Origin of the sequence: Roseibium sp., assembly GCF_965232425.1 — a bacterium.
Classification (GTDB): Bacteria; Pseudomonadota; Alphaproteobacteria; order Rhizobiales; family Stappiaceae; genus Roseibium.
Map to the genome: position 1 here is coordinate 3,457,082 of NZ_OZ246971.1, position 11,759 is coordinate 3,468,840.

9 protein-coding genes are annotated in these 11,759 nt (G+C 59.9%); 1 reads left to right on the plus strand and 8 read right to left on the minus strand.

Annotated elements, in window-relative coordinates:
• Positions 1-649: 649 nt before the first annotated feature.
• From ACO08A_RS15930 to ACO08A_RS15950, 5 genes are read right to left on the minus strand one after another with little or no spacing between them, the layout of a single operon-like run.
• Positions 650-1,318 (minus strand): DUF1523 family protein, encoded by a 669-nt coding sequence (locus ACO08A_RS15930; RefSeq protein WP_422036981.1) that lies wholly within the window; start codon positions 1,316-1,318, stop codon positions 650-652.
• Positions 1,318-2,712, minus strand: coding sequence for a DUF6638 family protein (locus ACO08A_RS15935; RefSeq protein ID WP_421979548.1), 1,395 nt, complete (start codon positions 2,710-2,712; stop codon positions 1,318-1,320). Before ACO08A_RS15935 ends, ACO08A_RS15930 begins: the two co-directional genes overlap by 1 nt.
• Positions 2,709-4,658, minus strand: coding sequence for an ATP-binding protein (locus tag ACO08A_RS15940; RefSeq protein WP_422036982.1), 1,950 nt, complete (start codon positions 4,656-4,658; stop codon positions 2,709-2,711). The genes ACO08A_RS15935 and ACO08A_RS15940 overlap by 4 nt, the downstream gene beginning before the upstream one ends.
• 9 nt (positions 4,659-4,667) lie before the next feature.
• Entirely contained in the window at positions 4,668-5,801 is a 1,134-nt protein-coding gene (locus ACO08A_RS15945; RefSeq protein WP_422036983.1) for a hypothetical protein, read from the minus strand.
• Between the two features lie 10 nt (positions 5,802-5,811).
• The gene (locus ACO08A_RS15950; RefSeq protein WP_421979545.1) at positions 5,812-6,888 is read right to left on the minus strand and encodes a hypothetical protein; all 1,077 of its coding nucleotides are present in this window, start codon (positions 6,886-6,888) and stop codon (positions 5,812-5,814) included.
• 555 nt (positions 6,889-7,443) lie between these two features.
• Between ACO08A_RS15950 and ACO08A_RS15955 the strand changes: the two genes are divergently transcribed.
• Complete coding sequence (locus ACO08A_RS15955; RefSeq protein WP_422036984.1) at positions 7,444-9,282, plus strand: vWA domain-containing protein; 1,839 nt, start codon at positions 7,444-7,446, stop codon at positions 9,280-9,282.
• Positions 9,283-9,344: 62 nt separating this feature from the next.
• On the opposite strand, the gene ACO08A_RS15960 is transcribed toward ACO08A_RS15955, so the two are convergent.
• The 3 genes from ACO08A_RS15960 to ACO08A_RS15970 all read right to left on the minus strand — a co-directional run bounded on the left by ACO08A_RS15960 (position 9,345) and on the right by ACO08A_RS15970 (position 11,728).
• The gene (locus tag ACO08A_RS15960; RefSeq protein ID WP_422036985.1) at positions 9,345-10,256 is read right to left on the minus strand and encodes a hypothetical protein; all 912 of its coding nucleotides are present in this window, start codon (positions 10,254-10,256) and stop codon (positions 9,345-9,347) included.
• Positions 10,257-10,314: 58 nt separating this feature from the next.
• Entirely contained in the window at positions 10,315-10,983 is a 669-nt protein-coding gene (locus ACO08A_RS15965; protein WP_422036986.1) for an SH3 domain-containing protein, read from the minus strand.
• Positions 10,984-11,074: 91 nt separating this feature from the next.
• Positions 11,075-11,728: a response regulator transcription factor gene (locus ACO08A_RS15970; RefSeq protein WP_319383878.1), complete on the minus strand. Its 654-nt coding sequence runs from the start codon at positions 11,726-11,728 to the stop codon at positions 11,075-11,077.
• Positions 11,729-11,759 lie beyond the last annotated feature (31 nt).

Genomic DNA, 11,759 nt, shown 5'->3' on the forward strand with positions numbered 1-11,759 from the left:
CAGCGAATTCGCCCCGGTTGCCCACGTGAAACGGTGCCTTGTTCGGGTCAGGTGCATTGGTTGGGAGCGCCACAGTCCGGGTTTGTCCGACATGGATCTTGTGAGGCGATGCCCTTGTATGAGTTTCTCATCAACTCATTCGCGCACAATTGAGCACGTTGTCGGATTGAGCCCAAATGGCGCGTCTTTGTCAGGCGTGATCCACAGCTGTTTAGCTCATTTTCTTACGATGTTCGTACGGTGCGGCAACGGAGGGTGTGACGTTCCCCGACCGTCATTCCAGACAAGTGAGGCAATGCCGAACGCTGATCTGGAATCCAGAAATCTGCGTGAGCGAAGCGAACACTCTTGTTGATACGGCCAGAATAAGCCGCGCCTTCGGCGCGAAATACATCTGGTTTCCGGATCGGCGCGCAACTGGTGCTGCGCTTGTCCGGAATGACGGTTTCTTCCAGCTTTTTGCCATCACGGTCTTGCCGCTGCGCAGCAAACCGGGAAGACAAGTCCGGGAAACGTTTCCGTATTCCGAATTTGCACCGGACCGACTTGTGCTGGCTTCTCAGCAGCATCTTTTTGGCAGTGTATTCCAGAAAGGACTGCGATGGACTGCGCCAGAAAACGCGCACTCGGCAGACGGCGCGAAAGGCGGTCAGCCGAACCAGCGTTTGAACCAGCGGCGGAAGCCTGATGTGGCCGCCGTCGCGTGTTTTTCCGCCTTGGCGCGTGCCTGTTCCGCGTTTTCGCCGACATCATCCATGAAGCCGTCGATGTTTTCGACAACCGGGTCGATACGCCTGCGCTTGAAGGCCTGGACAACGCGGAAGACCATGTAGGCGATGGCCGCCAGGACAAGGAAGAAGATGATGTTGAACCAGGGGATCAGGAACGCGTTCGGTCCCGACACTTCCTGAATGCTGATGATGTTCGGAAAGATCGTGAACAGCTGGATCCGCCAGCCGTAGTGGGTGACCGCGACCCAGACTTCGCCGTCCTTCTTCGCAAGATCCTGTGCCTGAGCGGTGACGTTGGAACTGTTGAACTTCAGGTAGGGCGGCCAGCGCCATTCGGTGTCCTCGTTGCGATAGACCCTGGGCTCACCGTTCGGCCAGACGGCGTTTATGAACCGGACGTCGCGGGTCCAGTTCGGATTTGTTCCCGCATCCGGCGCGGCCCAGAAGAGCGACGACGACCCGATATCCATGCGCTTGACGTCCGTGCCGACAATGCGCACGACGTCCCGTCCCGGAAGCGTGTAATGCGCGAACAGGACAATAACGAGCACCAGGGGAATGCCGACGATCCATTTAACGTATTTCATCAGTCGTCGTCGTCCTCGTCGTCATCATCATCGTCGTCGTCATCGTCGCGATACCGCGGGATGGCACCCCAGGGGCCCATGTTCTTGCCGAAGCCGTAATCCTCGGGATCGGTGTCCTCGTTCATGCCGGGTTCCGGGCCGAACAGTTCGGTTCGCGTTCCGACCTTGTCGACGACATATTCCTCGGCAAGGAACTGTGCCGCGTAGGTTTTCTTTGCATCGCTCCAGCCCTGGTAGTGAGCATAGAACGCATCCTTGTGGCAGATAAAGAGCTGGCGGAAGTCGAGCGGCGTGAGCTGCGCCAGCAGCATGTTGACCAGTTGCTTGTCGCGATGGTTCGCGGACCGCAGCAAGTAGAAATAGGCAGGATCGTCATAGCTGAGGCGCGGTGGCCTGCCGCCTTTCGACAGGGCGCGGACGTAGCGCTCAAGCGCGTGATAGGCGTCGGGCAGGTCCCTGTGATAGCGGCGTTTGAGGGCGCGCAGGTCGCGCCGCGACACGTCGGACAGGTCCTCGTTGTTGTTGGCCGCCGTATCGATGACGATAAAATCGAGCTTTTGCCTCAGGATGCTTTCGGCATGCGCCTTGCCCGCACCGGCGATGGGTTCGGCAAGCTTGTTCCGGGACAGGAAAGAGGCGATCTCGCGCCTGTCTTCGAGGGTCAGAACGTGCTTTACCGGCAGGTCGGCAACGATGTCGAGTTGTCTTGCCGAGATGCATGCCGTTCGCTTGACGGAGCGGAAAATGTAGAGCCCGCCATAGTGCGACGTGTAGAAGTTGCCTTGCTCGAAGCTTTGCGGTTCGAGCGCAATCGGTGTCCGGATGATATCGCCCGTGTGCCTGGAAAGCTCCACCATCTCGGCGATCAGGACATCATCCCACCATCCGTCCGGTTCGCTCATGAACCGGTCGATCTTCTCCGTGAGTTCGTCGCCAGCCTCGACATGTCCGCCAACCGTGTCCGCTTCCACGTCGATCGAGCGGATGTCGAACAGATCGAGCGGAGAGCTGATCGAGAACACCGTGTTGACGAGTTCGCCGACGACCGCATCGCGAATGGACAGCGCGAACAGCTGCTCTTCATTCTCGTCGATGAACCGTCTGAGGATCGACCGGGATGTCGAGAAATGGGCATTGAGAAGCGGGGCGGTCTTCTGGGCGACATTCAGGAGAATGAACTGGCGATTGCATCCGTTCGGATTGAGATACAGATTGTCGCCGAGTTCTTCGCCGATCTCCGGCGAAAAGCCCGATATGTCGACATGGAATTCCTGCAAGGCCGTTCGCTTGCCGGTCAGATGCTCCAGCGCGCGATTGTAGCGGTTCACCATGGAGGGGGACGTCACCTCCACGAGATTGCCGTACATCAGCCCGTGTTTGACCAGCCTCATCATGTGCGTGACTGTTCCATGTAACGGCGCTTGGCTTCTTCCATGCGCTGCATGTCGCGGACCGCATTGTCGATGGCGACCTCGTCCGACTTGTCGGCGTAACGGAACTCGCTGTCGGCGTAGCGGTTGATTTCCTGGATCACCATGTCGACCGTGATCGGCTGCGCCAGGTCGGCGATCATGTTCTTCTTTGTCTCGTAGTTCTTCAAGAGGAACAGGTCGGGGTTTTCCATCCATTCGTCGGGCAGTTCGAAATCCATGGCCCGCACCTTGACGGCGTCGGTGATGTTCTTGATTGCTCGTCCGGTGAAGCGTTCGTCGGCTTCCTGGATCGCCTTCAGGTAGGCACCGATCTTCGCGATCGTGTCGAGGTCTCCGATGCCGCCGCTGACCCGTTCGAAGACCTTGATCAGCGCATCTTCCTTCGGCCTCGCGTGGCTTTCGTAGGAGGCGGCGACGGCCTTCTGGATCACCTGCGCCTCGAAGAGATCGTGATCACCAACGGGAATGGAGTGGTTCTTGCCCATCAGCAGGTAAAGTATGTCGATATAGTCCTCGCGGGTCTGCGGACCATCGACGAGGAAACGGGCGCCTGCCCGCTGGCGCAGGGCATCGTCGACATTCTCCGGGTAATTGGAAAACATGCCGAAGGTGCAGTTGCCGCGCACCACGGTGTTGGCGCCTGCAAAACTCTCCATCAGGACCGCGGTGATCTCCAGTTGCCCCGCCGAGGACTGCCGGTCACCGCGCTTGCCCGCGAGCTGATCGATATCGTCGATCGTGCCGAAGCCGATGACATTGGGATCCGTCACGTTCCTGATGAAGGATTTCGCGTTCTGCGCGGACTTGCCCTGATAGCTGTCGATGCTGTCCGTCGACAGATTCTGATAGCGGAAGACATAACCGGCATTGGCGCAGTAGTCGTTGATCAGGCCCGCCATCATCTGGATGAGCGTGGTCTTGCCGGTTCCGGGTTTGCCGTCGCCCATGAAGGTGAAGATGAACCCGCCGAGCTCTGCGAACGGGTTGAGCTTGCGGTCGAAGTCGTAGGCCATCAGCATCTTGGCGAGCTTCATGGCCTGGTACTTGGCAATGTGGTTGCCGACGACTTCTTCCGGCCTCTTGAAGGCCATCGCCAGTGTTGTCGAGCGGGCACGGGCGGCGGGTGTGAACCCGGTGATTTCGAAATTGTCGGCCTCGACCCGGTAGCGGGCGTCGGAAAACGATTGCAGCAGCTCCACACCTTCGGCCCGGAGTGTGACCTTTTCCATCAGCTGTTCACAGTAGGACATGATCAGGCTGACCAGCTGCGCGTCGGTGTCGATGGAGGCAGACGCGATCTCCTGGTCGAGTTCCCAGAGCGCGCCGTGCAGCGCGAGTTGGTCGTTGTCGAGCAGAATTTCCTCGACCTCGCCGCACTGGATTTCACTCTCTTCCGTGTCGGCGGCGATGCCGGACAGCAGGAAGTCCATCATGTTGGCAAAGACGTGCAGTGAAATCAGGGCCGACGCCGAAAGCAGCTGCTGGAACCTGTCTTTCTGGGACGCGTCCAGCGTGCCGGCCAGATTGGCCCGCTTCAGATCGGAGAGCCCGGTCTGTTCCCCGTACTGATCCGACATCACCTGGGCGACGGACAGGGACCGGCGCAGGGCCCGCAGGACGCTTGCCTGCAAGGGTGTGGTCAGCGCGTCGTCGTCACTTTCCAGGACACGTTCGGCCAGTTGCACACCTTCAGGCCGGGCCGTGGATCGGGTGACGAGGCCGGGCGTGGTCGACCGGAAACGCCGCCGTGTGCCGAGACCCGGCGAGCGCTCCCTGACGACATCCGGTTCGCGCTTCGCGGCAATGCGCGGCGTGTGGTCGAAACCCGAGATCAGCGCTTCTGCAGCGGCATATTTCTCGAGGATCTTGTCTTCCTTCAGTTCCATAAGGTCGTTGGAAACGGTCACGATGGAAACCTATTTGTAGCTGAGAATCTTGCCGCTTGGACTGACGGCATATTTGCGAATCTGGCTGAAACCCGGCGGGTTCAGTTCCTCCAGTACCTGATAGGGGCGCTGGGGGAGAATGAGTGAGCGGCGTCTGCTGGTGTGTCCGGCCGCATCCTGGGCGCCATCTCCAGTGGCCGAAAACGGATCCAGGTCGTAGACCTGCCGTTCAACGGAAGAAAAGAACCCCGTGGATTCCATCTCGGTGCCGGAGGCGATCAGCGTTTCGGTGGTCCAGGCCAGCGCCCAGTCCTCGCCCGGTGTCTGTCCCGCCTGTGCCAGAACGTCCCGGAGCGGGCCGGACTGCTGCGTGAACGTGTGGCTGTACATCGGTCCGACGTAGAAGCGGCGCAGTCTTTTGGGATGCAGATCATCGAAGTCGTGATCGAAGCCACGCGCGATCGTCAGGAGTTTCAGGCCGGCCGACGATTGCGACGTCAGATGCCCCTGAACGCGCGGCCACCGCCGTTCGTCCTTGGCCAGCGGACGCCTGCCACTGTCTTCCAGGTCCATGACGTAGATCAGCGGTATGTTCTGCTGACTGTCGTAAACCCCCCAGTGCACGCGGTACCTCCGGCGCTTCTCACTGACATTCCCTGTCCAGGTGATCCGCGGGTCGTTGCGCGCCCAGAACAGCGGAGCACCGGTCAGCTGCTCGTAGTACTGGCGTTCCGAGGCGGCGAACTGCAGATTAACGGGCGACGACTGCTCGCGCAGAATATGGTTCACCATCGCGATCTTGATATCGCGCATCGCGGGCAGGGACCTGAGATGGTTGTCCGCCTGCATGGCGTCGTTGGCCATCTCCAGCAGTTCCTGGTAGATCGGAAAGCCGCTGTCCTGGCGGTCGATGCTCAGCAGATTGGGCATCTTGTCCGAAACGCGCCCTGCGAGAAGGTACTTGTAGGACAGCGCCGTGAAGGTGCCCGCAAGCGCCTGCAGATACTCCTGCAGGATCGGGATTTCGGTGTAGAGCGCCGTGTCTTCCGACACGATGCTGTCCGCGACGCCCTGCACGTGCGAGATGATGCGCTCGAACTTGGCGAAGTAGCGCCGTGTTTCATGCGCTTCTTCCAGGGTTCTGTGATCGAGGGTCAGATCCAACGTTCAGCCCTCAGGCTCCGTAGGCGTTCTTGTCGTGCTTGTCGACGATCTGCTGGAAGCGGCGGGCGAAGCGCTCATCCGATTTCGCCTTCTCTTCCAGAACCTTGCGCGCGAAGACCATGTGATCCTCGTGGGCTTCCATCATGTCGGCCATCCGCTGGTTCGTCGCCGAACCGATGGCAGCCATCGCGGACTGCGCTTCCTTGTCCGTGGCAACGCCGATCTCGTTGATCTTGTGCGCGACGTCCTGCTGCTGCGCGGTCTTCAGCGATTTCACCAGGGCGTCATACAGCACGACGCGCTGCTTGGTGTCCGTCTGAAGCTTGTTGATCAGCACCATCTGGGTTGCCGCCTGGTTCTGGAGGCTGTCGACCCAGGTCTTGCCTTTTTCGATATAGCGCTCGAGGGTCTGGCTTTCGGCAAGCTTGACCTGCTCTTCCTGTGCGAGCCGGTTGTATTCCGAATTCAGCTCCGCAAGTTCCGATTCCAGCTTGGTACGCGTTGCAGCATCCGTTTCGACCGAAATCTTGTTCTCAAGGGCGATGATCTTCGGATCCATCGCCACGAGTTCCTTCTTGATGCTTTCCAGTCCGGCGACGGTCTGTTCGCGCTGACCGAGCGTTTCGCTGAGATTGCCTTCAACGCGTTTGCTGTGCTCGTTCAGCGTGTTGAGCTGATCCTGCAGAAGCTGGCCGATGACATTCGACTTGGAAATCAGATCCTGCAGCTTGTCGTCGATGCTGGCGCTGCGCATGCGTTCCTGGCGAATGCTGTCGGAGCGCGCCTTGGAGAAGATACCGATGAAACTCTCCCAGCCGGTCTTCGAGCGCATGGCGTCGAAATCCTTGGAAAAGTTCGCTGTCACATCGTCAAGACCCATGATGAGTTCGGCGATATTGGCACCCATGAGCTCGGTATGAGAGTGCACGTCGTCCAGCGTCGCGTTTTCGATGTCGATTGAAATATCCTCGCCGGATTCCAGCTTGGATCTCGCCGTCTCGATCTTCGATGTCAGTTCGCTGATCTTTGCCTGTGCCGCAGCGACTTCCTGTTTGGATTTTTCAATTTGCGCGCTGAAATCCGCCATGTGCCCCTTCCCGAATATCAATCAATGTAGCGATACTTATGTAGCGATTGTTTATAGAAATACAATTACAAAGCACGGTGTAAAGGCAAGTACACGCGGAAGATATCGTTTACCAAATCTGCCGTTTTCCGGCAGAAATCCGCGGCAACCGGGCCGACCGGCCCTTTTCGGCGTCTCTCGCGAAAAATAACAGGTGCCAATGGGCCGGATCACCGGTTACGGCCAATATGGGGTATTGACCCCATACCGCATGAAATCGGCTTCCGTCATCTTTGCCGCGTCGAACGCCCGGCGCAAACCTGCGGGCAATACGAAGCACTGGAAAGAAAGGTCCGACACAAAGCCTGATCAAGACGCATCTCGCTCATCCGGGGCCCCGTCGGCGCCGGTAAGCGGCTTGCAGTGAGCAACGGCACATGAGCTGTGCCGGTATCGCCAAATCCATGGTGTTCATGGGCTGGGGGGCGGTGCATCCGTCAATTTCGTTTTCTCTCTTCAACCGGCGGCAGGACTGCGCGTTTCGCAGCCTCTTCGGCCGCCCGAGGAACTGCTCCCATGACACGTAACAGACATCTCCCCAAGGCCGTCCTGATCGGTTCGGCATCGATCGTGACGCTGGCTCTCGTCGCGCTGGCCGCACAATCCGTCAATGTGACCGAGTTTTTCGCCGAGCGCACCAAACCGGTCGTGACCGGGCTGAACCCGGCTGAAACGGTTGAGCCGGGCCGCGAACGGTCCGAAGCACCGGCGCACTTGACCGACGGCGAAAACAGGTTACCCGAACCCGCGCTCGCACCGGCGCCCAAGCCTGCCGAAATCAGGACGCTCACCGCTCAATCAAACGGGCAGCTGTCGACCCAGGGCTACTCCAGTCAGGGCAAGCGCCGCTTGAGCCAACAGGCCGACGTGGCGCATGAAGCTCTCGGTCAACAGGCCCTCATGTCCCATGACAGATCCCGCCCCGTCCTTCAGCAGCCTGACCGGGAACGGTTTGCAAGCGCGGAAACGAACCCGTTGAAACAGGTTGCCGATGACCCGGTTTCGACGTTTTCGATCGACGTGGACACGGCGTCCTATTCCTTCGTCAGAGCCAGTCTGAACGGTGGCCGCCTGCCGGTCCAGGATGCGGTTCGTGTCGAGGAAATGATCAACTACTTCAGTTACGACTACGCGGTGCCGGAAAGCCGGGAGGTTCCCTTCCGGACGAGCGTCTCCGTCGTTGAGACGCCGTGGAACGAACATACCAGGCTGATGCAGATCGGCATCCAGGGATACAAGGTTCCGCTGACCGATCTGCCTCCGCAGAACCTGGTTTTTCTGATCGACACATCCGGGTCGATGGCCGATGCCAACAAGCTGCCGCTGCTGCAACAGTCCTTCCGTCTGCTGCTGTCGTCCCTGCGGGATGAGGACGAGGTTGCGATCGTGACCTATGCGGGAAGCGCCGGCGTGCTGCTGGAGCCCACCAAGGCCTCGAACAAGTCGCTGATCCTGCGAAAGATCAACGCGTTGACCTCGCGCGGCTCGACCGCCGGTCATGAGGGCTTGAAGGGTGCCTATGCGCTTGCGGAACAGATGAGCGGGGAGGGGGAGCAGACACGCGTCATTCTTGTCACTGATGGCGATTTCAATGTCGGGCTTGCCGATACGCAGAGCCTGAAGCGCTACATTTCCAAGCAGCGCAAGAAGGGAACGGCGCTCTCGGTGCTCGGCTTCGGCCGCGGCAACTACAATGACGAGCTGATGCAGGCCCTTGCGCAGAACGGCCAGGGCGTTGCCGCCTATATCGACACGCTGTCGGAAGCCCGCAAGGTGCTCGTGGACCAGGTGGTCAGTTCCATCTCGATGATTGCGCAGGACGTGAAGATCCAGGTCGAGTTCAATCCGGCGACCGTGAGCGAATACCGGCTGATCGGATATGAAACCCGCGCTTTGCGGACCGAGGATTTCAGGAACGACAAGGTGGATGCCGGCGATATCGGAGCCGGGCATCGTGTCACCGCGCTTTACGAGGTCACGCCGGTCGGTTCGCCCGCGCGCAAGTTTGCAGACCGGCGCTATGGCAACGAGGTGCCGTCCGCGAAGCCCATTTCCCAGTCCTTCGAAGGTGAGCTCGCTTTCGTGAAGCTGCGCTACAAGGCTCCTGGAGCAGAGAAAAGCAAGCTGGTGACAACCCCCGTAACGGTCAGCACGAAAGACATCCCGGAAGCGGAGACGCTTTTTGCCGCCTCTGTTGCCGGCTTCGGCCAGTTGCTCAAGGGCAGCGACTATCTGGAAGACTGGAGCTTCAAGGACGTCGAAGCGCTCGCCCGGGCCAATCGCGGAGCCGACCCGTTCGGCTACCGGTCTGAATTCCTGAGCCTTGTCCGGCTTGCGGAGGTAGCGCAACGCTGACCCCTGATATCAACCCCTTCGTCCGGCGGATCACCAGGTCCGCCGGTTTTCTTTTTGGGGACTTACTGGTCCCGCAGCCAGTCCAGGGTCACCTGGGTGCCGTCTTCGCCGTTCAGGTCCAGTCTGTTCGAGACGATCAGCGACAAAGCGCCGATGTCGTTCGTCTTCCACAGATACAGCGTGTGCCGTGTCGGTTCGAACCGTGCGCAGGTGGACGCGCCGACATCGGCCACGTAGCGTGGAGGCCCCTCCCGACGGATATCGAAGGCCTTGGCTCCATTGGCATCATCCGGGTTGTTCAGGCATATGGTGACGAGGCGCGCATTGACCGCATCGGACAGCACCGGTTGCGGTTCGGCAACTTCCTGAGGTGCCGCGCGGACCGTGTTCGCAAAGGCCCGGCTCTCCGCTTCCCGGTCGCTCGCAGGTGCCAGCCCCGAACCATCCGGTGCAGCACTGTCGAACAGGGTGGCGGACGATCCCACCTCGACGGAGTTCTGCCGGGTCCGGGCGGGCGCGGGACGCGGCTTTGATTTCGGCGCGGCCGGCTGGCCTGCTTCAACAGGCGCGGCTGAAAGACGGGTGGGTGGCGCCGGAACCAGGGTCCTTACCGGTTCTGCGGATGCCCTGTCTGCGCGTTTGGCCAATTCGGCGCGTCGCTGCACCAGGGCAGCACTTTCCATTTCGGCAACGCCCTCCTCTTTCAGGGCCTCCGGCGCGGTCGCCGGGCTGATCACCGGGACGGCTTCGCTGACGCTATTGACGCTGCCGGACAGCGCGCGCGCTCCGGCGACCGGTCCTGTCGGCACGCCGCCCATCTGGAACCGGATGAGATCATTGTCGCCGCTTTCCAGGAATGTCGGTTTGGGCGCGTCTTGCGCGAAGGCCAGACATGCGGAAACGAACACCACAAGGCTTCCGGCCAGAAGACCTGGAGAAAAGAAACCGGTCGATTGGAAGCCTCGTTCGGACATCGGGCAGACTGTCGTTTCCGTCACGTAGAATTCAGATAAGGTTCGGCGTCACCATAAACTAGTCAGCAGCGCCAAGATAACGGGTATTTGTCCAGCCGGACACCTGGCCCCACCGCACCTGGCACCAGCTGCCCTCGCAGATGTCGAAAAGCTCAACCCGGCAGTTGCCGCTTGCAAGCGCGCCGACGACGCGGTGGCGGGTTCCGGGTCCGGCCCGCAGATTGAGCGTGTCATCGCTGGCAACGTTCACGCACATTTTTGGTCCGACCGGGGCGACGTCGGGCGCCAGGATGCGTTCATTGGCGGGCGTGCTGCCGCAATATCCGTCAATGATCTGGCCGCGGGCGCAAAGCGGCTTCACGGATATGCCCGCAAGTTCCCAACGGTCATCCGGGAGCGGGATGATGAACCCGCGATAATGTTCGCCATAGAGGCTGTCATCTAGATAACCCGTCAGCACGATATTGACGAGATAACCGCCGTCCTCCTTGCGGATGCCGAGTTGCATGCCACCGTTGCCCTCGTCCCGTTCCGGATGTCCTTTTAGAAAAGGCAGGACAACATCGATCATGTCGTCGGCAACGGCAACGCCGGGCGCGACACGGATGTCGCGAAAGCCGTCGCCCTCATCTGCCAAAGCCTCTCCCGTCAAATCGAAAGCAAGGAAATGCGCGATGAGCGCTGCACATCCTGCAATCGACAGGGTCTTCAGGGTTCTGCGCGTCATGGCGATTGTCCTTCGTGCGGTTGTTTCGGCAATGATCCCGCTTTCCAGGTTCCGGAACCATGGGGTCGATGCCCCAGTCTCCAGCGCGGGATTACAGTTCCCTTGAGGGGTCAATCAGCCCTTCCTTGAGCGCACGGGCAATGAGCTGCGGAACGGAGTGGACCTTCAGTTTCTGCATCAGGCTCGTGCGGTGCTTGTCGACGGTCTTGATGCTGATGCCGAAACCTTCGGCGATTTCCTTGTTGGACCTGCCGGCAAGGATCATGTTCAGCGTCTGGCGCTCCCGGTCCGTCAGGACCGGCGGCTTGGGTGTTTCCTGGAGCACTTGCAGGAAATATTCCGAGATGTGCCGTTGACCGCGCAAGATGCCCGGGAGTTTCTCGTAAAACTCCGTGTTGTCGGAGGCCTTGGAAAACAGGCCGTCGACACCGGCTTCCACAAGATCGGAGACCAGCCCGACAGCCGAGATGCCGGTCAGCACGACGACCCGTGTTTCTTTCGACCAGCGCCGTGCTTCCACCAGGACCTCCACGCCCCCGGCCATGGGCATGGATACGTCCAGCAGCAGCAGGTCGGGCCTGTGCTTGCGGACTTCCGCAATCGCGCTGAGTCCGTCCCCAGCTTCTGCGACGACATGAATTCCGTCCGGTTCGATCAATCCCGGTTTTTCAAGAGCATCTTTAAGTCCAGCCCGAACAATTGCATGATCATCGGCAATGATGGCGTTATATTTTTGTTCGTTCACGGCCCAAGATCCTTTTAGAAACACGGATAAC

What these genes read in the sequence shown, in the direction of transcription:
- ACO08A_RS15960 (WP_422036985.1), bottom strand. Translation starts at nt 10,256, where the DNA reads ATGTCCGAACGAGGCTTCCAATCGACCGGTTTCTTTTCTCCAGGTCTT.
- ACO08A_RS15930 (WP_422036981.1), bottom strand. Translation starts at nt 1,318, where the DNA reads ATGAAATACGTTAAATGGATCGTCGGCATTCCCCTGGTGCTCGTTATT.
- ACO08A_RS15935 (WP_421979548.1), bottom strand. Translation starts at nt 2,712, where the DNA reads ATGATGAGGCTGGTCAAACACGGGCTGATGTACGGCAATCTCGTGGAG.
- ACO08A_RS15950 (WP_421979545.1), bottom strand. Translation starts at nt 6,888, where the DNA reads ATGGCGGATTTCAGCGCGCAAATTGAAAAATCCAAACAGGAAGTCGCT.
- ACO08A_RS15955 (WP_422036984.1), top strand. Translation starts at nt 7,444, where the DNA reads ATGACACGTAACAGACATCTCCCCAAGGCCGTCCTGATCGGTTCGGCA.
- ACO08A_RS15965 (WP_422036986.1), bottom strand. Translation starts at nt 10,983, where the DNA reads ATGACGCGCAGAACCCTGAAGACCCTGTCGATTGCAGGATGTGCAGCG.